Origin of the sequence: Bradyrhizobium sp. CB2312, assembly GCF_029714425.1 — a bacterium.
GTDB lineage: Bacteria > Pseudomonadota > Alphaproteobacteria > Rhizobiales > Xanthobacteraceae > Bradyrhizobium.
Window position 1 is genome coordinate 6889164 of the sequence record NZ_CP121668.1, and the last position, 20956, is coordinate 6910119.

Annotated in this window: 20 protein-coding genes and 1 pseudogene; 7 read left to right on the top strand and 14 right to left on the bottom strand. The window is 65.0% G+C overall.

Translation table 11 applies throughout. The annotated features are described in order from the left end of the window. Positions 1-52 precede the first annotated feature (52 nt). On the bottom strand, positions 53-997 hold the full coding sequence (locus QA642_RS33630; RefSeq protein WP_283080721.1) for a DUF1259 domain-containing protein: 945 nt from the start codon (positions 995-997) through the stop codon (positions 53-55). A 276-nt stretch (positions 998-1273) separates the two neighbouring features. Here QA642_RS33630 and QA642_RS33635 point away from each other — a divergent pair. Beyond that, a pseudogene (locus tag QA642_RS33635) lies at positions 1274-2353 on the top strand (Cj0069 family protein). 36 nt (positions 2354-2389) lie between these two features. On the opposite strand, the gene QA642_RS33640 reads toward QA642_RS33635, so the two are convergent. Next, positions 2390-3217 carry an MBL fold metallo-hydrolase gene (locus QA642_RS33640; protein ID WP_283080722.1) on the bottom strand — a complete coding sequence of 276 codons (828 nt, stop codon included), beginning with the start codon at positions 3215-3217 and terminating at the stop codon, positions 2390-2392. 94 nt (positions 3218-3311) lie between these two features. Between QA642_RS33640 and QA642_RS33645 the strand changes: the two genes are divergently transcribed. Continuing rightward, positions 3312-4205 carry a LysR family transcriptional regulator gene (locus tag QA642_RS33645; RefSeq protein ID WP_283080723.1) on the top strand — a complete coding sequence of 298 codons (894 nt, stop codon included), beginning with the start codon at positions 3312-3314 and terminating at the stop codon, positions 4203-4205. On the opposite strand, the gene QA642_RS33650 is transcribed toward QA642_RS33645, so the two are convergent. Next, positions 4159-4920, bottom strand: coding sequence for a hypothetical protein (locus QA642_RS33650; RefSeq protein ID WP_283080724.1), 762 nt, complete (start codon positions 4918-4920; stop codon positions 4159-4161). The two genes, QA642_RS33645 and QA642_RS33650, sit on opposite strands and share 47 nt — an antisense overlap. A 13-nt stretch (positions 4921-4933) precedes the next feature. Then, positions 4934-5122, bottom strand: a complete 189-nt coding sequence (locus tag QA642_RS33655) for a hypothetical protein (RefSeq protein WP_235539389.1) — start codon at positions 5120-5122, stop codon at positions 4934-4936. Positions 5123-5375: 253 nt separating this feature from the next. Here QA642_RS33655 and QA642_RS33660 point away from each other — a divergent pair, with 253 nt between their 5' ends. Next, positions 5376-6350: a DUF2336 domain-containing protein gene (locus tag QA642_RS33660; protein WP_283080725.1), complete on the top strand. Its 975-nt coding sequence runs from the start codon at positions 5376-5378 to the stop codon at positions 6348-6350. Positions 6351-6447: 97 nt separating this feature from the next. Here QA642_RS33660 and QA642_RS33665 read toward each other — a convergent pair whose 3' ends face one another. The 5 genes from QA642_RS33665 to QA642_RS33685 form a co-directional block, all read right to left on the bottom strand. Next, complete coding sequence (locus tag QA642_RS33665; RefSeq protein ID WP_283080726.1) at positions 6448-6792, bottom strand: DUF1491 family protein; 345 nt, start codon at positions 6790-6792, stop codon at positions 6448-6450. Positions 6793-6795: 3 nt separating this feature from the next. Next, positions 6796-7089: a BrnA antitoxin family protein gene (locus tag QA642_RS33670; protein ID WP_283080727.1), complete on the bottom strand. Its 294-nt coding sequence runs from the start codon at positions 7087-7089 to the stop codon at positions 6796-6798. After that, on the bottom strand, positions 7070-7330 hold the full coding sequence (locus tag QA642_RS33675) for a BrnT family toxin (RefSeq protein WP_283080728.1): 261 nt from the start codon (positions 7328-7330) through the stop codon (positions 7070-7072). Before QA642_RS33675 ends, QA642_RS33670 begins: the two co-directional genes overlap by 20 nt. A gap of 109 nt (positions 7331-7439) precedes the next feature. Further along, a complete protein-coding gene (locus tag QA642_RS33680; protein ID WP_283080729.1) occupies positions 7440-8162 on the bottom strand; it encodes a peptidoglycan-binding protein in 723 nt (240 codons plus the stop codon). Next, entirely contained in the window at positions 8155-10047 is a 1893-nt protein-coding gene (locus QA642_RS33685; protein WP_283080730.1) for a PAS domain-containing sensor histidine kinase, read from the bottom strand. Before QA642_RS33685 ends, QA642_RS33680 begins: the two co-directional genes overlap by 8 nt. 407 nt (positions 10048-10454) lie before the next feature. On the opposite strand from QA642_RS33685, the gene QA642_RS33690 reads away from it, so the two are divergent. Together QA642_RS33690 and QA642_RS33695 are read left to right on the top strand one after the other, a co-directional pair. Next, positions 10455-10907, top strand: a complete 453-nt coding sequence (locus tag QA642_RS33690; protein ID WP_283080731.1) for a DUF5330 domain-containing protein — start codon at positions 10455-10457, stop codon at positions 10905-10907. 68 nt (positions 10908-10975) lie between these two features. Then, the gene (locus QA642_RS33695; protein WP_027558762.1) at positions 10976-11404 is read left to right on the top strand and encodes a SufE family protein; all 429 of its coding nucleotides are present in this window, start codon (positions 10976-10978) and stop codon (positions 11402-11404) included. A 116-nt stretch (positions 11405-11520) separates the two neighbouring features. On the opposite strand, the gene QA642_RS33700 is transcribed toward QA642_RS33695, so the two are convergent. Both QA642_RS33700 and QA642_RS33705 read right to left on the bottom strand, forming a co-directional pair. After that, a complete protein-coding gene (locus QA642_RS33700; protein WP_283080732.1) occupies positions 11521-11937 on the bottom strand; it encodes a MucR family transcriptional regulator in 417 nt (138 codons plus the stop codon). Positions 11938-12095: 158 nt separating this feature from the next. Next, positions 12096-12977, bottom strand: coding sequence for a DUF308 domain-containing protein (locus tag QA642_RS33705; protein ID WP_283080733.1), 882 nt, complete (start codon positions 12975-12977; stop codon positions 12096-12098). A gap of 311 nt (positions 12978-13288) precedes the next feature. Between QA642_RS33705 and QA642_RS33710 the strand changes: the two genes are divergently transcribed. Beyond that, on the top strand, positions 13289-14938 hold the full coding sequence (locus QA642_RS33710) for a glycosyltransferase family 39 protein (RefSeq protein WP_283080734.1): 1650 nt from the start codon (positions 13289-13291) through the stop codon (positions 14936-14938). 128 nt (positions 14939-15066) lie between these two features. Then, positions 15067-15846, top strand: a complete 780-nt coding sequence (locus tag QA642_RS33715; RefSeq protein ID WP_063690927.1) for a class II aldolase/adducin family protein — start codon at positions 15067-15069, stop codon at positions 15844-15846. Between the two features lie 332 nt (positions 15847-16178). Here the strand turns inward: QA642_RS33715 and QA642_RS33720 are convergent, their stop codons facing one another. The 3 genes from QA642_RS33720 to QA642_RS33730 form a co-directional block, all read right to left on the bottom strand. Further along, on the bottom strand, positions 16179-17573 hold the full coding sequence (locus tag QA642_RS33720) for a M20/M25/M40 family metallo-hydrolase (RefSeq protein WP_283080735.1): 1395 nt from the start codon (positions 17571-17573) through the stop codon (positions 16179-16181). A gap of 66 nt (positions 17574-17639) precedes the next feature. Continuing rightward, positions 17640-18971, bottom strand: coding sequence for a glycosyltransferase family 87 protein (locus tag QA642_RS33725; RefSeq protein ID WP_283087031.1), 1332 nt, complete (start codon positions 18969-18971; stop codon positions 17640-17642). A gap of 182 nt (positions 18972-19153) precedes the next feature. Further along, positions 19154-20773: a helicase HerA-like domain-containing protein gene (locus QA642_RS33730; RefSeq protein ID WP_283080736.1), complete on the bottom strand. Its 1620-nt coding sequence runs from the start codon at positions 20771-20773 to the stop codon at positions 19154-19156. Between the last annotated feature and the right edge of the window lie 183 nt (positions 20774-20956).

Sequence of the window (20956 nt, forward strand, 5' to 3'; positions counted from 1 at the left end):
TTTGTCTGCAATCCGACGCCGACCTGCCAGCCCTCGTCGTTCCTTCCCCGCATCAGTTCTTCGCGCTCGCGGTCTTGTCGAGCGCGGCGCGCAGGCCGCCCGCCAGCTTGACCGCGTCGTCGTTGGCCCAGAAGTGCATGAAGAAGAGACGCGGCTGCTCGTCCAGCATGTGACTGTGAAGCGCCGTCACGGCGATGCCGTGCGAGCGCAGCGCCGTGATCACGGGATTGACCTCGTCGCCGGCCAGCACGAAGTCGCCGGTGATCGCGGCCTTGCCGCCGCCGGTCGGCTGGAAGTTGATGCCGGTTGCGAGACCCAGCGGCGCGGCGGGGCTGAGCTGCATGCCTTCTTCCGTGACCGGATCGCGACGGGGAACGTTGAACTGGTAGACGCCGCCATTGGCCTGGCCCTTGACGCCGATGATCTGGTCGAGCTGCGCCGTGTCGAGATCGACGGCGGGCGGAGGAGCCGCTGGAGGCGGTAGCGACAGCGGCGTCTTGCTTTCGGCGAGCGCGTCTTTCAGGGCGGCCGCGATCTTGAGGGCATCGCCGTGCCCGGCCACGTGCATATAGAACGTCGCCGGGCTCGCGCCGAGCAGATGGTTATGAACGGCCGTGATCGCGAGCCCGTTTCCGATCATCTTCAGCATCACCGGATTGATCTCGGATTCGAGCAGCACGAGATCACCCATCGCCATGACGCCGCCATGCGCGGGCTTGAACGCGACCCAGCCGCCGAGCGCCAGCGCGGGCTTGATGGTTACGCCATCGAGCGTCACTGCAAGATCGGTGCGCGGGAAGCCGTAGCGATGCACATCGCTGGTGACAGCCGCCTTGCGGCCGAGCGCTTCATCGACCTTCTGCCAGTCGACGTCCTGCGCATGAGCCGCCGCGATGAAGCAGGCGGCGATGCCGATCAGCGCAGCGCAGGCGCTGGCGCGCCGTGCCACATTGGTAAGCCGAGAGGATTTGCCGGATGAGATCGTAAAAAATGACATGCTACGCCCCTACTGAACATCAGGACGCGATGCTTGGGCATGTCGCCTCACGGGGAGATCGCACATCCCCGATGCCTTAACGTAGAAACCCGGACCGCAGGGCTGTCAACCGGAGCATCCCGCAAAACCGCCGGATGCGCGTCACGAAGAATTCACCACCCGGATGGAACCGACGCTCTCTTGAAATCCAGCGAGCAATTCTGTGGGGACGATGCAGACTCCCCGTGAGACCTCGGTCCAAGCTCTGCGCAGCACGCAAATTCGTGGAGCTTGCGCATGGACACCGAACAACACTTCTCTCCCCGTCAAACCGTCGCCATCCTCTCCCGCGGAGACGCTGCCGCGCGTCGCGACACGACAGCGCAGAACAGCCGCTTCGTTCGCGTCTTCGAGGCCCTCGCCGCGCTCGGCATCGAAGCGCATCCGGTGATCTACGACGAGGCCTTCACCGACGCGGTCCGCGATCAATTGCTCGCCGCCCGTGGCGTGCTGGTCTGGGTTGATCCGATCCATCAGGGCAAGACGCGCGCCGGGCTCGACGCCCTGCTACGCGACGTCGCAGCGCAAGGGCCGTGGGTGAGCGCGCATCCCGAAATCATCCTCAAGATGGGCGTCAAGGAGGTGCTCTACAGGACGCGTCATCTCGGCTGGGGCGCCGACACGCATCGCTATGACACCGCCGCAAGTTTCCGCGCCGAATTTCCGGCGCGCCTTCGGACCGATGGCCCGCGCGTGCTGAAGCAGAACCGCGGCAATGGCGGCCAAGGCGTCTGGAAGGTGGAGGCGTTGCCCGGCACTTAAGACATAATGCGCGTGCTCCATGCGCAGCGCGGCAGCATGCCCGAGGACATGCCGCTCGATGCCCTCTTCGCGCGATGCGAGCCGTATTTCGGCTGGGGCGGCGGCATCATCGACCAGGCGTTTCAACCCCGCCTGCCCGACGGCATGATCCGCTGCTACATGAGCGGCGCCAGGGTCGCAGGCTTTGGGCATCAGAAGATCAAGGCCCTGATCCCGCCGCCGCCGGAAGGCCCTGACTCGCCCGACGCGCAGCCGGGCCCGCGGATCATGCATGGACCCGACGCTCCGGAATTCCAGGCGCTGCGGCGCGCGATGGAGGATGAACGGACGCCGCAGATGATGGCGACGCTCGGCATCGATGAGAGCTCGCTGCCGGTGATCTGGGACGCGGACTTCCTGTACGGACCGCGCGATGCGACAGGCGCCGATACTTACGTGCTCTGCGAGATCAACGCGAGCTCCTGCTTTGCAATCCCCGACGAGGCACCGGCCGCGATCGCGCGGACGGTGAGGGATCGCCTTTTGCTGAATCAAAAAGCTGGCTCCGGCAGATAGAGACCGTGGCGGGCGCGCGCCCTGCAAGGCGCTCGCTCAATGCCCTCCGCACCGGCAGCGCTCGTAATCGGCGGGATCGTGGCTGTTGACGATCCTCACGCGGTCGCCATGGCTCAGCTTCAGCGCGCGCAGCCGGTCCTGGTTTGCGATCCGCAGCTTGCGGTCCATGTCGCCCTTGCGCTGGAAATAGCCGAGCATCAACGGCACGCGCGGCGATGCGTCGAGCTGGGCGTGATGGAAATAGCTGTCGCCGGCATGCAGCAGCCAATTGTCGCCCGAGCGCACTGCAATCCCGCAATGGCCGAGCGTGTGGCCGGCGAGCGGGATCATCAGCACGTCCGCGTCCTTGTCGCCGAGCGCGCGCACGCCCTTGAAGCCGAACCAGTCCTCGCCGGCTTCGTCGTAGAACGCCCAGCGCGGACCATGACTCCACTGCCCCATGACATAGCGCCCTTGCGGCGGCGCCGGTTGGCGCAGCACCGCCATGTCGTATTCGGTACGGTGGACGTGGATGGCAGCATGGGGAAAGTCGGGCACGCCGCCGGCGTGATCGCGGTCGAGATGCGTCAACAGCACGTGGCGCACGTCGCCTGGCGAATAGCCGAACGCCTTCACCTGCTGCACCGCCGTCTCCGCCGGATCGAGCTTGGGCGTGGTCTGCCGCAGCCATCGCCGCCCCAGCCGGGCGGGTGCGGCGATATCGCCAAGGCCGATGCCGGTATCGACCAGAGCGAGCCCGTCATTGGTCTCGACCAGTAGGCAATGGCAGACCAGACGCGCACGCTGGAACAGGCTGCCGGTGCCGTTCACGAGGCGACGGCCGACCGGGCACATCGTGCCGGTGTTGAGATGGTGGATTTTCATGGATGACCCTCGCCTGTTGTGACAGGCGCGTTCTTGCCACCACGTAATCCATAGGTAAAATATCGAATATTGATGCTATCTCTAGGCCAATCCTATGGATATCCGCGAGCTTCGCTACTTCGCCGCCGTCTATCGCGAGCGCAACCTGACCGCGGCGGCGCGCGCCTGCTTCGTGTCGCAGCCGTCGATCTCGACCGCGATCACGAATCTGGAGGCCGAGCTCGGCACCACCCTGTTCATCCGGCACAAGAAGGGCGTCGCGCCGACCGCCTCGGCGGAGCAGTTTCACGTCCTCGCGCGCCGCATCATCGACGAGGCCGATGCCGCGCGCAGCCTGTTCAAGAAACCTGCGTCAAGGACTACGGTGACGCTGGGCCTGATGCGCACGCTTGACGTGCCCCGGACGATCGCACTGCTGAAGCCGCTGACGGCGCGCAGCGACATCGCTCTTCGTCTCGTCGGCAGCGACGAGCGCGCCGACGCGCGGATCATCGCGAAGAGCATGCTGCGCGCTGACGAGCATTTCGTGTCGCTGTGGAGCGAGCGCTATGTCGCGGCCCTGCCGCCGTCGCATCCGCTGACGCTGAAGGACAAGCTCCGTGCCGCCGATCTCGCCGACGTCCCCCTGATCGACCGCTGCCATTGCGAGCAGAGCGCATTCTTCGGCCGCAATGCGCAGCGGCGCCAGACCGCGGCAATCGCGCAGTCGGAAGACTGGGCGATGGCGCTGGTCGCGGCCGGCGTCGGCATCGCCATCGTCCCGGAAGGGGTGGCACGCGGCAATCCTGATGTCGCCGTGCGCGAGATCGAGGTCAAGGTGAAGCGCGAGGTCGGCCTCGCCTATCGCGCATCGGCCCCGCTGTCGGACGCGCTGAAGGAGTTTGTGGGGAAGCTGCAGAAGCTGCGGCGAAAGCCTGATCGGACGGGCGCGCGCAATGCGCCTAGCCCTTCACCACGACCGCGCGGCCGTAAGGCGGCTGGCTCATGACCGGCGGGTTGGCGGTCTGGGCGGCGAGCTCGCCGATCAGACGGTCGGCATCGGCGGCCATGCCGTCGGGCGCCTGGATCACCAGCCGCTCCAGCGCCCAACGATAGGACGAGACGCGCTGCTCCAGGCACTGCTGCACCCATTGCACGATCAGCGAGTTCTCCTGCATGCGCGCGACCGCATCGTCCCTCTCCCGCGGCGAGAGCGCGGAGACGCGCGGCATGGTGGCATCGCGCTTCCTGTCGAGGTCGATGACGCGGATCGCGGAGGCGAAGAACGGCTCGAAGCGGGTGATGTCGTTGCGGACGTCCTCGATCAGCTGCGCATAGCGCGAGGAGTGCGAGCGGTGCGGCTCGTCGATCAGCGTGCGACCGTACATGGTGCGGTCGAACACGATCTTCTGGCGCCAGGGCGAGGGCAGCGGCTTGTAGTCGCCGAACACGCTTTTCCACGCCGGGCGCGACAGCGGCGGCTCGATCATGGGATAGGCGAGATCGCGAAGCTGGCGTTCCTCGTCGGTGAGCTGGAATTGCGAAGCGTTCAGGCCGACGCTGCCGGTGGCCTCGACGCCGAGCCAGCGATGCATGTCGTCGCTGCGCATGTCGGCGCGGGTGCGGCCGAAATCGCCGCCGCTGCAGGCGGCGAGGCTCGCGCCGACGCCTGCGAGCAGGATGGGCAATAGGACTTTGCGGATCTGACGGGGGGCTTCCGGCATTGCAACAGCCGGACTAGCGGCGGCGACGACGGCGCCCCGGCGCTGTGCCCTGCTCCGGCCCGCGATCGCCGCTGGTTTCGTCGCTCTCGCGCTCGATGCGGATCACGGGGAGAATCACGATCGTTCCCGTGTCCGTGCGCGGTGTGGCGTCCCCCGACGAGCCTACCCGGCGACCGGCCGGAAATTCGATGATGGTCCCCATGTCAGCTCTCTTCAATTGCCGCGCGACCGAACGCGCCCCTGCAACATGGCTTCATTAAGATCAGCTCATGGTTAACGGGGTGTAAACATGCCCCTCGGGACCGTAACCACACGGCCCCGCCCGCCGTCCCGTTGCGGCACGATAATGCCTTAAATTGCCGAGCGGGCTTCACGCCTCGTTTTCCTTAACGAGGCTTTAAACGAACCTGCGCTAGGTTCGCGCCAAGTGTCTCTTCCAAGTTGCGTACCTCTCCATGACCAAGTCGCTGTTTCCCGGATTCGACGGGCTGATGACCCTGTCACGTCGTGAAGGCGTCGATGTTCGTCCGACGCTGCTGCGCGTGCTGACCGACCTCTATGTTCAGGCAAGCACCCACAGCGGCGACGAGCAGCGGCAATTCGTCGAGCTCGCCACGCGGCTGATCGACCAGGTCGACGATGCGACGCGCGCGGCCATCAAGGCGAAGCTCGCGATCTACCCGCAGACGCCGGTTCCGGTCCTGCAGAAGCTCGGGCTGGTCGCAACCCAGGAAGGCCGCAGGGTTCCGCTCGCGCGCGAGATCCCCGCGCCGGCATCGGCGCCCTCACCCAGCCGCGCGCCGACCGATGCAGAAGCGCGCATGGCCACCAGCATGGCGATGCAGCCCAAGGAGGCGGCCGAGATCCATGACATGTTCTTCCGCGCCGGCGCCTCCGAGCGCGCGCTGATCCTGCACAATCTGGCGCAGACGCCGCTGAAAGCCGCGCCGCGAATCCCGACCGTGCGCGCCAAGCGCGCGATCCAGATCCTGGAGATGGCGGCAATCGCCAATGACGTCGAGAACTTCACCTATGAGCTCGGCGACAGCCTGATCCTGCCCTCGCGCGTTGCCGCGCAAATCGTCGATGATGCCGGCGGCGAGGCGCTCGCGGTCGCCGCGCGCGCGCTCGACATGCCGAGCCCGAACTTCCAGCGCATCCTCTTGTTCTTCAAGCCGGAGATCGGCAACTCCGTGAACGAGGTGTACCGGCTGTCGCGACTCTACGACCGCCTCAGCGACCGCTCGGCGCTGGTGATGCTGGCGGCCTGGCGCGGCTCCACGCTCGCCGTGACGCGCGCAAAATACCAGCCCGCGCTGCATGACGGCGAGCGCCAGCGCGCCCGTGCCGGCGCGAGCCAGACGCGCCCGGGCGTGCAGCCCGGCTCCGCGCCGGCGGTGCGGACGGGAACTGACGGGTCCGACCGCTAAAGCGCGATGAGATTAGGATGAATCGTCATCGCGCTTCAGGTTGTTGTTTGAACATGATCTTTTCGGAAAACCGCTGCGCACTTTTCCGGATCATGCTTTAGGTCTTCGCCAAATCCAGAAAATGCCGCCCGGCGCGGTCTTCGGTCTCGACGATCCAGGCGTCGGGATCGAAGCGGAGCTCCTTGGTCAGGCGCTCCTCGATCGTGTGCTCCGGCAGGGGCTGCTGCGCGACCGGCACGAAGAAGCGATCGACGGGGCGGCCGTCCTCATAGACGGTCTGCGGCGCCGGCACGTAGAGCATCGCGTTGCCGTCGAGCAGCGACACCTTGACGAACACTGCGCCCGCCTCCTCGGCGCCACGGCGGCGCACCGCGCCGAACACGCCCTCGTTTTGGCAGCGGCGCAGATAAGCGGAGACCCAGATGTTTGATTTCAGGCGCATGAGCTAACCCGCCGCGGAAGTACGCTTGCGCTTCACCACCTTGAGCAATTCTTTATCGATCCTGCTCTGCCACCCCGGACCTTCCGCCTTGAAATGGTCGACCACCACGGGACTTAGGCGCAAGGTCACCTGCCGCTTTGTCGGTGCTTTATTGGGACCGCGGCCCTTCCGCATACCTGGGAAAACCTCATCGAAAGTCTTGGCCCTGGCGAAGTCATCCTTGGTCCATTCCGGATTGTCGCTCACCGCACGCATGTCCCGCGCGGTGTAACCCTTCTTAGCGACGGTTTTCTTCATAGAGCCTCCTTTCTTTCTTGCTGGCAGGGCGCATGCTGACGATGCTTACGCCCTCAGCTCCGCGGGTCGCGAAGATGACTGAGACAACGCCACGAATGTTAATGCCGATCGCGCGCCAGCGGTTGCCATAGGTGGCCAAAACCAAGGCATTGTCGAAGAAGGTCTCGTTGAGATCCGCGAAATCCATCCCGTGCTTGTCGAGATTGGCCCGGCGCTTCGGTTCGTCCCAAACGATCTTCACAGGATTATTTTGTAGCTACAAAATAATCCTAAGTCAATTGTGATGAAGTGTCCGCCCGCGCAGCGGCAGCGAGGGCCGTCAGGAGCGTGGATATGCGCAACCCCGACAATTATTCGACGGGGTGGCCGATCACGGCGGCGAGCTCGCGCAGCAGGCGATCCGACACCTGGCCGGTGACGGGCATCTTGTGCTCGCGCTCGAACTTCTGGATCGCGGACTGGGTCTCGCCGCCCATCGTGCCCGTGATCTTCAGATTGCCGTAGCCGTATTCGGACAGCGCGCGCTGCACGCCGGCGATGCGCCGCGCGGCCGGGCTCTGCGGCAGCGGGATCGGTGCCGGCGGCCGCATCGCGGACGACGGCGTCGCGGCCGTCGCCTTGACCAGATTGGTCATGGGATCGTTGCCCGCGCGCGCCGTCGATGCGGTTGCCTCGACCGGCTTCTCCACAGGCTTCTCGGCAACTCTTTCGGCGGGCTTGGGCTCGACGCGAAACTCCGTCGCCCTCGGCTCGAGCGGCGAGGTGTCGGCGCCGACGGGACGCGGACGCGGCAACGGATTCGACAGCGGCACCGACGAGGGCACGGGCAGATTGATCACGGTGCCGAACATCGGCGCCGGATGGCGGCCGGTCTGCAGGAACAGCGCATTGGCGACGATCGCGGCGATGGCGGCAACGGCGACGAGACCGGCCAGCGTGTCCTTCGGGCTGTGCAGCAGCACGCGCATCACGAGGTTACGCTCGGTCTCGACGTCGATGACCGCAGCCTTGGCCCCACCCTTGGCGCCACGGCGGCGCGGAGCGGCTTCGTCCTTGGCAGACTTCTTAGGCACTTTTCTTCACCAGAGCGGGTTGGTCGTTGAGGTCTTCGTGAATTTCTTCGTGAATTTGGTCGTAGGCTTCCTGGCGCAACACCGGCGTCAAGGTCGTGACCTTGCTGTCAAACGGCTTGCCATCGAAGATCGTGGTTTGCGGCGGCGTGTAGACGAGCGGCAGCTTGACGGTGACGGCGGTGCCCTCGCCTAACCTGCTTTGTACCGTCAATTCGCCGAGATGCAACGCCACGAGACTCTTCACGATGGAAAGTCCAAGGCCGGTGCCTTCATGGCGGCGCTGATAGGTCTTGCCGGCCTGGAAAAACGGCGCGCCGATGCGCTTGAGATCGTCGGGCGCAATGCCGACGCCGGTGTCGCTGATGCGCAGCGTGAGCTGCGAGCTTGATGCCGCGGCCGTCACGGTGACCTGGCCGCCGCGCTCGGTGAACTTGATGGCGTTGGCGACGAGGTTGAGCACGATCTGCTTGAAGGCGCGCGGATCGCCGGTGATCACGGGCAGATCCTGCGGCGCATCGGTGATGAGGTCGATGCCGTTCTCCCGCGCCTTCAGCGCCAGAAGGTTGCAGCAATGCATCAGCGAGGCGCGCGGCGCGAACGGCTCGGACGCGATCTCGAAATTGCCCGATTCCATCTTGGACATGTCGAGGATGCCGTTGACGACCGACAACAGATGCTGGCCGGACGCGTTGATGAGCTCTGCGTATTCCTTGCGCTGGGCCGCACCCAGCATCAGGGTCTGCTCCTGCGCGATCATCTCGGAGAAGCCGATGATGGCATTGAGCGGCGTGCGCAGCTCGTGGCTCATGGTGGCGAGGAAGCGCGTCTTGGCGGCATCGGCCGCCTCGGCGGCGCTGCGGGCCTGGTCGAGTGCCTGCTCGGACAGCTTGCGGTCGGTGACGTCGCGCATCACCGCGACGACCTCGGCCTCGCGCGTGACATCCCCGCTCATATCCTGATCGAGCGGCCGGCAGCGCATCTCGACCCAGATGAAATCGACGTGATAATTTCCTTGGCCGCGCTCGGCCCCATCGGGCTCGCGCCGCAGCCGGAACTCGACGCTGCGCACGTCGCCGCGCGCGGCATCCGACAGCGCGGTAAGATAGGCCGGACGATCGGCGACATGGACGCGGTCGAACAGTCCGTGACCGAGCAGCTGCGCGACCGGCATGCCGAGCATGGCCTCAACGGCCGGCGAGATGAACTGCACCGCGCCGTTGCGCTGATGCCGCGAGATGACGTCGCTCATGTTGCGCGCCAGCAGGCGATAGCGCTCCTCCTCGCGCGACAGCAGCGTCACGCTGGTGCGCGTGAGCGACTCGGCGCCGAACGCGAGGCCCGCGGAATAGAGCGTCGCGGATGCGACGCCGAAAGCCATCAGCACGCCGCGTTCGGCGGCGCTGATGTCGCCCGCCGGCAGCCAGCCGAGCTGGCTGAAGAGGATCAGCAGCGCCGCGCAGGAGAGCGCAAGCAGTGAGGCGAAGGCGGCGACGCGGCGCGAGGCCGAGAGCGCAGCTTCAAGGGGAACCACGACCAGCCAGATCGCGGCGAAGGATTCGATGCCGCCGGTGGTGCCCGCGATCGCCATGATCAGGCCGGCGAGCGCCAGCGACGACAGCACATGCGCGCCTTCGTAGCGGCCGGTGCGCGACAGGAACCAGGACAACAGGATGGGCGCGATCAGCCACGCGAAGGCGGCGACCTCGATCGCGCTCGGCGCACCGCGCATGGCAAGATAGACGGGAAATGCGGCGAAGGCGGCCAGGCTGCCGAGCAGCCGCGGCGCCATGAAGGCACGATGGCGCGCACGCGTCAGCGCATCGTAACGCGCGGAGGGATGCAGCAGCGCATCGAGACAATCGCGGATGATACTCAAAACTGTCACGGGTCTCGCGCTTCGGCTCACTCGTCAAAAGACGCGCCGGAACGCCTCCTTGTCGTTGAGCCACCGTGTCAGAGCGACCTTAAACGAGTGCTAAGGCAGCGCCGCGCGCGGCCGTACACGGTGTCAACACGGGGCTTTTTAGACGATTTGACGACGTCTTCAGCGGGGATGGTGAACACAGGGTTTCATTGTCCCGCTCATGGTTTCGAAATGGTGGATGCGGCAGCCCGAAAGATCGCTTCCGTCCCGGCATCAATCGAAATCGACGAGGCCGCGCCCTCGCGAAGTTTTTTGCGTCAATTTTCCGCGAATTAAGCTCGAAGCAATCACTTGCGATTTATCGAGAGTTGCTAGGTCGCAAGCCCGCGGACATCGCCGCGGCGGGATCTAACATACAGGTCGATCAGATGCGCTTTCTGCTCCGCATCACATTCTGGCTCGGGCTCGTGCTCGTGCTGCTGCCGCGGGACAAGACGCCCGAATCAGAGAAGCTGCCGCAGGTCGGCGCCGCCGATGCGGTGCAGGCCGCGACCGCGGCCGTGTCCGACATGAGCCAGTTCTGCAAGCGCCAGCCGGCGGCCTGCGAGGTCGGCGGACAGGCCGCGACCATCATCGGCCAGCGCGCCCAGGACGGCGCGAAGAAGATCTACCAGATCATCAACGACAAGAAAGAGCAGATCACCAACGACAAGAACGACGCCAAGAACGACAACAAGAGCTACAACAAGAAGGCGCCGGACCACACCGGCTCGATCGCGCTGGCCGGCGAAGGCGACATTGCGACGAGCGAGGCGCCGCGCGACACCCTGATCCAGGACGATCTCGCGCTGGAATGGCGCGGCCCGTCGCAGGCGAATTAGACCCCAAACCCTATCGATTTCGGCTCTTCGCGTCCCTATATTGGCTCGAACAGGAACTTTGGGCCGATATGACGACGATCGACGAAATCAGGGACAATTTCGAGCTTCTGGACGAGTGGGACGACCGCTACCGGTACGTCATCGAGCTCGGCCGCACCCTGGAACCGATGCCGGAGGCCGAGCACTCCGCCGCGAACAAGGTGAATGGCTGCGTCAGCCAGGTCTGGCTCCAGAAGCTGGTCGAGCGCGATGGTGGCGCGCCGGTCCTGAAATATCGCGGCGACAGCGACGCCCACATCGTGCGCGGCCTGGTCGCGATCGTGCTCGCGCTCTATTCGGGCCGCACGCCGCAGCAGATCCTCGATACCGACGCGATCGCCGTGTTCAACGAGTTCGGCTTCCGCGATCACCTGACCCCGCAGCGTTCCAACGGCCTTCGCTCGATGGTCGAGCGCATCAAGACCGACGCGAAAGAGGCACTGGCGGAAGCGTCGTAGGAAGTGCCGTAGGGTGGGCAAAGGCGCTCTTGCGCCGTGCCCACCAGTTGTCATTGATCACACTCGGAACGGTGGGCACGCTTCGCTTTGCCCACCCTACGAGGTCCGAGGCCGGACTACTTCCGCTTCCGCTGCTGCTGTCCGAGGCCCATCTGCTTGGCCAGTTGCGAGCGCGCCACCGCGTAGTTCGGGGCGACCATGGGATAGTCGGCCGGCAGGCCCCATTTCTCGCGGTATTGCTCCGGCGTCATGTTGTACTGCGTGCGCAGATGGCGCTTCAGCGACTTGAAGCGCTTGCCGTCCTCGAGGCACACCAGATAGTCCGGCGCGATCGACTTCTTCAGCGACACCGCCGGCTTGGCCGGCTCGAGCGGCACCCCCTCGGATCGGCCTGACGACACCCGCACGAGCGCGCCGTGCACCTGGCTGATCAGGTTCGGAATCTCGGCAGCCGGCGTCGGATTGTTGCCGACATAGGCCGACACGATGCTCGCCGTCAGCTCGATGAAATTCTTGGCCCCGGCATCCGACATGGGCTCGACCTTTCCCTAAATCTGGTCTCTGCGCAGAGACGCCACCAAAGTATTCCCTGTCAACAATACGTTCGGCTGAAATGAGACGACTGACGAATATGGGCTGATTACTGACGACGAGACAAGTACGGCAGTGCTTTACTTGGACGCGGCGGAGCTCAGCCCCGCTGGTCGAGATGGGCGCGCAGCTCGTCGATCGAGGCAAAACGCATCATGCCCTCCGGCATCTGCGCTTCGATCGAGCCGTCGGAATAGAGCGAATAGGCCATGCCGTCGACGACGCCGGATTTCAGCACCGTCACGGGCGCCTCCTCGGCCGGCGGCTCCGGCGCGGGCGGCGGCGGTGGTGGTGACGACGGAGCAGCTTCAGCAAAGCTCGATGGCGAGCGCTGTGGCGGCGGCGGGCGGCGCGGCGCGGCCGGCGGCTCGCCTGGCCGACCACGGTCCGGCCTCGGCCAGGCGTCGTCGAAGCTTGCGGGCGGCGTCTCCTGAGCCTCCGTGGGCGCTCCAGGCGGCTGCGGTGGCGCGCCCTCGGCGGCCTTCGCCTCCGCCCGCTCGCGCTCCTTGCGCGAGGTCGAGGCGAACAACAAATTGCGCCGGCGCGGCGCTTCGGGAACTGCGGGCGGAGCTTCCGGCTCCGGCGGCGATGGCTCGGCGCGCGGACGTTCGCGTGCGGCGGCTTCGCTCTGCCAGGGCGGCGGGCTTGCGGCTGGAGGTAGCGGCGGCGCGGGCTCGCTCCTTGCCGCCGGGGCAAGCGCCGGCTCGGGCGCGGGCGCGCCCGGGATCGCAAGGCCCGGCAGCACGGGCCTGACGCGAACCTCGGACGGCGCGGCCGATCCCGCCAGCCGGCGCGCGATGGCCCTCAGCTCGAGCACCACGAAATGCAGGCCGACCAGTAGCATTCCGGAGCAGACGCCAATGGTGCCCGAGATTATGAGGGTGCTGCCGAGGCTGAATTCCCTGACGGTGAAGCCAAAAGCGACCGCAAGGAGGCCCGCCACGACGGCGACGATGCCCGCGATCAACAATGCCAAGGTCATCGAACCTACCCCAGGTCGCGCATCCACACGCGACATCCTCTACGCCACGATACCGTCATACTATGTTCCACGCCAACGGCGAATTGTAGGCCGCGTTCCTAAAGGGAAGGAAATCAGGGACTTATTCACATTCCCTTCAGCTAGGATTCGCTACTGCTAGACTGCTTCATGTTCCCGGTTTTGCTGCATCGCATCAGGAATTTAGCCATAATGCCCAATTACTTGGTTATGGAACTGCGCTATACGGAGTCCGGGGAACAGGCCCGCGCGCACCAGCAGGGCCGAGAGGGGATTCCGGGTCACCAATAGCCATGACATCCATCACGACTTCGGCGATCGACACGCCTCTGCGGCGCTCGGTCGAACGGACTTGCGACGATCTCGCCATGCTGGTGCTGGCCGCGGTCGCCGTCATCGCAGGCTTGACCTTCCGCGACTACGGGCTCGGCTGGGACGACTACACCCACGCTGAATATGCCGACCTGCTGCTGCGCATGTTCGGTTCCGGCTTCAAGGACACCGCGGCGCTCTCCTTCGCCAACCTCTATATGTATGGCGGCGGCTTCGATATGGTCGCGGCCCTCCTGCACAAGGTCATTCCGCTCGAGCTGTTCGAGACGCGACGCCTGGTCGGCGCGGTTGTCGGCGTAATCGGACTCGCGGTGACGTGGCGGCTCGGCCGCCGTATCGGCGGGCCCCTTGCAGGTCTTGCCTCACTCTTGCTGCTCGCGCTGTGCCCGATCTTCTACGGCCACATGTTCATGAACCCGAAGGATGCGCCCTTCGCGGTGGCCATGATCATCCTGATGCTCGGCCTCGTCCGGCTCGCGGAGGAATATCCGCAGCCTTCGCCGCGCACGATCCTGATCGTCGGCCTGGGGGCCGGCCTTGCGCTCGGCACGCGCATTCTCGGCGGCCTTTCGCTGGTTTACGCCATGGTCGGCTTCCTGCCGCTGTTCCTGGAGGAACTTCGCAACGAAGGCTTGCGCGAGGCGGTGCGCCGCTTCGCCCATGTGGTCTATGTGCTGTTGCCCGGCCTCGTGTTCGGCTATCTCGTGATGGGCCTGATCTGGCCGTGGTCGATCATGGAGCCCGGCAATCCTTTCGAGGCGCTGACCTATTTCTCGCACTTCTTCGAGAAGCCCTGGAAGGAGATGTTCGACGGCGCGATCGTGTCCGTGCCCGACATGCCCTGGTCCTATCTGCCGACGCTGTTCGCGCTGCAGCTGCCCGAGGTGATGCTGGTGCTGATGGGCGGCGCCGTGGTCAGCACCTTCGCGCTGCTGCCGCGCCGCGAGGTCCCGGCACGCCGCAAGACCATCCTGTTGATGCTGACGCTCGCTGCGACGCTGCCGCTCGCGATCGCGATGGTGAAGCGGCCGGCGCTGTACAACGGCATCCGCCATTTCGTGTTCGTGATCCCGCCGATGGCGGTGCTGGGCGGCATCGCCTTCGCCTGGACCATGGAACGCCTGCGCGCCAACCACCGCACCTGGCAGCCGGTCGTGCTCGCGACCTTCTGCTTTGGCCTTGCGCTCTCGCTCGCCGAGATGATCCGGCTGCATCCCTATCAATACACGCACTTCAACCACATCGCCGGCACCGTGCGCGGCGCCGACGACCGCTTCATGCTGGACTATTGGGGTCTCGCGCTCAAGCAGGCCTCCGACGAGCTGCGCGAGCAGCTGGTCGAGCGCCAGGAAGTGCCGCCGGTCAATCGCAAATGGAAGGTGGCGGTGTGCGGTCCACAGCGTCCGGCGCAGGTCGCGCTCGGCCCCGACTTCACCATCGGCTGGGATTCCAACGCGGCCGACTTCGCCATGACGCTCGGCGAGTTCTACTGCAAGGGCCTCACCGCGCCCGTGATGGTCGAGATCAAGCGCGACGACGTCGTGTTCGCCCGCGTCTACGACATCCGCGGCCGCAGCATTTCCAGCCTGCTGTCGGTTCCGGCGCCGTAATAATCTTCTACAGCGCAGCCCGCTCCATGCGGGCTACGCTGAACTGCCGCGCTCTTGACGCGCCTTGCTGCAAGCTCAGACCAAGACTACGCTCCCTCCCCGCAACAACGATGTTCGGAGAGATGACCATGTCACCAGCGGAAGCGCGCCTGAAGGAAGTGCCGTCGAACATGACGGAGGCCGAGTGGCAGCAACGGGTGAATCTCGCCGCCTGCTATCGCCTCGTCGCGCTGTACGGCTGGGACGATCTGGTCGACACCCACATCTCCGCGCGCGTGCCCGGCCCCGATCATCACTTCCTGATCAACCCCTACGGGCTGATGTTCGACGAGATCACGGCCTCGAGCCTCGTCAAGGTCGACCTGCACGGCAACCAGCTCACCGAGAGCGAATACAGCATCAACCCGGCGGGCTTCACCATCCATTCGGCGATCCACGAAGTGCGCGAGGACGCGATCTGCGTGTTGCATCTCCACACACTCGACGGCACCGCGGTGTCGAGCAGCGCCGAAGGCCTCTTGCCGCTCAACCAGACCGCCCAGCTCGTCACCCACGACCTCGCCTATCACGACTATGAAGGCATCGCGCTCGACCATGACGAACGGCCGCGGCTGCAGAAGGACCTCGGCGACCACAACCACATGCTGCTGCGCAATCACGGCACGCTGACGGTCGGCCGCTCGGTCGCTTCCGCCTTCGAGCGCATGTATCACCTCGAGCGCGCCTGCTCGATGCAGGTGCGCACACGCGCGCTGGGCACGCCGGTCTATCCGGTCGAGGAAATCGCGATCGAGAAGAACACCGAGCTGCTCGCCAACCGCGACCGTGCCGAGCTGCGCGCGACCAACCTCGTCTGGCCGCCGCTGCTGCGCAAGCTCGACCGCGAGCTTCCGGGCTACCGGTCTTGAGATTCTGCGGATCTGGTGTAGGATCGTTTTCGATCGACCTCTGCACGTTTTGGAATGAAACGCCGCCCAATCCCGGGCGGCGTTTTTGTTTTGGGGCGGTCACCCGTGCCTCCACCGTCATTGCGAGGAGCTCTTGCGACGAAGCAATCCAGAGTGTTCCCGCGGAGGTATTCTGGATTGCTTCGCTTCGCTCGCAATGACGAGGAGAGAGTGTTCGTAGGCTGGAGGTCTCGTAGGGTGGGCAAAGCGGAGCGTGCCTACGTTCTTTCGTAATTATTGAGAGGTGGTGGGCACGGCGCGTTGCGCCTTTGCCCACCCTACGGCACCTCGTCTTATTTCACCTCCGCCAGTGCGGCGAGGATGCGGGCCCAGGAGCGGATGCCCTTCTGGAAGCTACGGAGGTCGTACTTCTCGTTCGGCGAGTGGATGTTGTCGTCGTCGAGGCCGAAGCCGACCAGCAGCGAGTCGAGGCCAAGCGTGCGCTTGAAGTCGGCGACGATCGGGATCGAGGCGCCCGAGCCCATCAGCACGGTCTCCTTGCCCCATTCCTCCGCCAGCGCCTTGCTGGCCGCGGCGAGCGGCTTCATGTTCCAGTCGAGCGCCACAGCGGGCGCGGCGGAATGGTCGCCGAACTCGACCTTGCAGTCGCCCGGAATCCGCGCGGTGACGTAATCGCGGAAGGCTTTCCGGATCTTCTGGGGATCCTGACCCTGGACCAGGCGGAACGAGACCTTGGCGGAGGCATGCGACGGGATCACGGTCTTCGAGCCCTCGCCGATATAGCCGCCCCAGATGCCGTTGACGTCGCAGGTCGGACGCGTGGAGGCCTGCTCGACCATCAGCCGCCCCTTCTCACCGGCGGGGAGCGACAGGCCGACCGGCTTGAGGAACGACTCCGGCGTGAAGTTGAGCTTCTTCCACTGCTCCAAGATCTCCGGCGGCGTATCCTTCACGCCGTCATAGAAGCCGGGAATGGTGATGCGATTGTCGTCGTCGAACAGGCCGCCGAGGATCTTGGTCAACACCCGGATCGGATTCATCGCCGTGCCGCCGAACACGCCGGAATGCAGATCGCGATTGGCCGCCGTGATCTTCACCTCTTCATAGAGCAGGCCGCGCAGCGCCGTCGTGATCGCCGGCGTTTCCGGGTCCCACATGCCGGTGTCGCAGACCAGCACGTAATCAGCCTTGAACTCGTCCTTGTTGGCCTCGACGAACGGCACGAAGTTCTTCGAGCCGACCTCCTCCTCGCCTTCGATCAGGAAAGTGACGTCGATCGGCAGCGAGCCCGTCACCTTCTTCCAGGCACGGCAGGCCTCGACGAAGGTCATGACCTGGCCCTTGTCGTCCTCGGCGCCGCGCGCGACGATGATCTTGCGGCCATCGGCATGGTTAGTGACCACGGGCTCGAACGGCGGGCTGTGCCAGAGGTCGATCGGATCGACCGGCTGCACGTCGTAATGGCCGTAGAAGATCACATGCGGCCGGCCGCCGGCTCCGGTCTTGCCGACGACGGCGGGATGGCCGGCGGTCGGCCTCACTTCGGTTGAGACACCGAGGCTTGCGATGTCCTTGGCGAGATGCTCGGCCGCGGCCTTGCAATCACCGGCAAAGGCCGGATCCGCGGAGATCGACTTGATCCGCAACAGCGAGAACAGACGCTCCAGGCTGTTGTCGAAATCCTTGTCGATGTGGTCGAGCACGGATTGAAGCTGCGCATTGGCCATGGTCGTCTTCCCTGCTTGCAAGTCCCGAGACATCGGGTGCTCGAGATGCCTGTTCAAGATGGCTCTTCAAGATGGTTTGGCTTTTAGCTCCGACGTGGCGCCAGAGCCGGCCGCAACCGGCGGATGGCGGATGTGCCATGCAAGGCTACCGGCGAGAATGCCGGTGGCGACGAGATTGTTGCCCCAGGCCTGGATGGCGTTGGGAAACCAGGGCAGCGCCAGCAGCAGGAGGATGCCAGCAGCGGCCAGCGCAAGCCAGGTTCCCAGCCGCACATTCGCCCGTTCGTCGAAGGCAGCGCGATGCATGAGCACCGTCATCGGGAAGAACAGCCACATGAAGTAGTATTGCCGCGCCAGAGGCGAGGCAATCGTCATCAGGCAAAACAGGATGCCGAGCTCCTCGGCATCCGAGCGCGCCGTGCGCCGCGCTTGCCGTGGCATCACCGCGACGAAGCCGAGTCCGAGCAGAGCCGACACCGCCAGCACGATCCAGTTCGCCGTTTTGTAGTCGACGTCGATGACATTCATCGTGCGCGGTGGCTTGTTGGGATCCTCCTGATTGTAGTTGATCGGCCGGACCAGGCGATGCGTTACCGCAATGATGGACTGGTTGACCCACGACCAGTTCTGCTCGTCGCGCTGGCCAAAGCCCTTTTCCGAGCTGGAGCCGACCATGCCCTGATACCAGGTCGCAAGCTCGGCCGCGTTGCGCTCGAAGCCGCGAATCGGCGCCGGGACGACATAAAGGAGAATGCCGGTGAAGGCGACCATGGCGCCGACGGCCGCCCATTTCCGCCGCCAGACCAGATAAGGCAGCACCGCGATTGGAAACACCTTGATGGCAGCGGCGAGCGCGAACATGAAGCCCGCGAGCCAGGGACGCTGATGCTGCAAGTTCCAGAAGCCCCACAACATCATCGCGAGCAGGACGAGGTTCGGCTGGCCGAGGTCGAACATGTCGAACGTAAAGGTCACGGTGACGATGACCGGCAGCGCCTCCAGCCAGGGGCCGGGCTTGCGGCCCGATCCGGTCATGACGTTGGAGAGCGTCCCGGTGTACCACCACGCCAGCACATTCAGGATCGACAGCACGGTGTAGAGCGCGATCTTGCCGAACCAGCTCGGGATCGCGAGCAAGATCGCGGACAGCGGCGGATAGATGAAGTCGAACTGGTAATGGACGTCGCTGGGATAGAGCGGCCCGCCATGCAGCACCTGCTGCCCGGCCCAATACCAGAGCGCATAATCCTTGGTCTTGCCGTTGCTGCCGAAGAGCTCGGGACCGAGGACGTCGGCTGTCAGGATGAAGCAGCAGAACAGAAACAAGAGATCCAGGGGCGCGCGCAGCGACAGGCGTCTCGGCGCATCAGGCTTGGGTAGCGGGTCGGTCGAGGTCACGGTGCGGTCCAGTCCGGCAAAAGGATAGGGCGTAGCAGACTGGGGCAAGCTTGGAGAGCCCCTTCACCCGAAATTGTGGACAGTGGCGGAGGCCAGTTTCCCCGCGGCCATCCTTTGAGATGCCCGCCTTTGGCGGGCTGCTCAGATGAGGACTTGTTTTGCCTCAAACCTAGCTTGTCTGCCTAGCGGCGCAGCAGTCCACCGAGCGCGCCGCGGACCAGCGTGCGGCCGATCGAGCCGCCGAGCTGGCCGGCGACCGATTTGCCGATATTGGCCGCCATGCCGCCGATCACCTGGTTGGTCACCGATCGCGTCACGTCGCGCGCAATGACCTGACCAGTCGACAGGCGGCCGCGCTTGACATTGGTGCCGAAGATGGTGCCGACGATCGAGCCGATCTGGCCGAGGATGCCGCCACCTCCGCCGGCCGAGCCGTCCGCTGTGGCCGCGGTGCCGACGATGCGCTTCTGGATCATCTCATACGCCGATTCGGCATCGACGGCGGTGTCGTATTTGCCCTTCACCGGGCTTGCATCCATGATCGCCTTGCGCTCTTCCGGCGTGATCGGCCCGATGCGGGCCGATGGCGGCCGGATCATCACACGCTCGACCATCGCCGGCGTGCCATTGCCTTCGAGGAAGGACACCAGCGCCTCGCCCTTGCCGAGCTCCATGATCACCTTGGCGGTATCGAGCTTGGGGTTGGGCCGGAAGGTCTGGGCCGCTGCGACGACCGCTTTCTGATCGCGTGGGGTGAAGGCGCGCAGCGCATGCTGAACCCGGTTACCGAGCTGTCCCAGCACGCGATCAGGCACGTCGATCGGGTTCTGCGTCACGAAGTAGACGCCGACGCCCTTGGAGCGGATCAGGCGCACCACTTGCTCGATCTTATCCAACAGCGCCTTCGGCGCGTCGTTGAAGAGCAGATGCGCCTCGTCGAAAAAGAATACCAGTTTCGGCTTTGGCAGGTCACCCGCTTCAGGCAGCTCCTCGAACAGCTCCGACAGCATCCACAACAGGAATGTCGCGTAAAGCCGTGGAGACTGGAGCAGCTTGTCGGCAACGAGGATGTTGACCATGCCGCGGCCGTCGCGGTCGGTCTTCATGAAATCCTTCAGCGTCAGCGCGGGCTCGCCGAAGAATTTGGTGGCGCCCTGGTTCTCCAGCACGAGCAGCTGGCGCTGGATGGTGCCGACGGTGGCCTTTGTGACGTTGCCAAAACCCTGCGCCGCCTTCTTGATGTCGGCGAGCGGGCCTTCCTCGGCATCGGCGCTTTTCTTGCCGGCATCCGGCACGATGGCGTCGAGCAGCGCGCGCAGATCCTTCATGTCGATGAGGGTCAGGCCGGCGTCGTCGGCAACGCGGAAGGCGACGTTGAGCACGCCTTCCTGCACGTCGTTCAGGTCGAGCATGCGCGCGAGCAATAGCGGCCCCATTTCCGTGACCGTCGCGCGCACCGGATGGCCCTGTTCGCCGAACACGTCCCAGAACACCGTCGAGAACTGGTCGGGCTGGAACGTCAGCCCCATCTCGGTGGCGCGCTTGACGATGAAGTCCTTGGCCTCGCCGACCTCGGAGATGCCGGAGAGGTCGCCCTTGATGTCGGCCGCGAACACCGGAACACCGGCGCGCGCAAATCCTTCCGCCATGACCTGCAGTGTCACCGTCTTTCCGGTTCCGGTTGCGCCGGTGACGAGGCCGTGGCGATTGGCGAGCGCCAGCGTCAGCCATGCCTGCTCGTCTCCCTTGCCGACGAAGATTTTCTCGTCGGTGTCGCCGAGCTTGCTGTCCTGTGCCGTCATTATTCTCTCTGATCTCTCTGCCGGGTTTCGCGTATTGAAACCGAGCGAACCTGTTCCGTAGTTTATCGCATGTCGCGCGCCATTTGAAACCGTTCAACGCGCCCCGCACATGCGGCATTGCCGGAAACATACCGGCGACCTCAGCCAAAAGTAGGAATGGTGCGTTCGCACCGCGGCATTTTT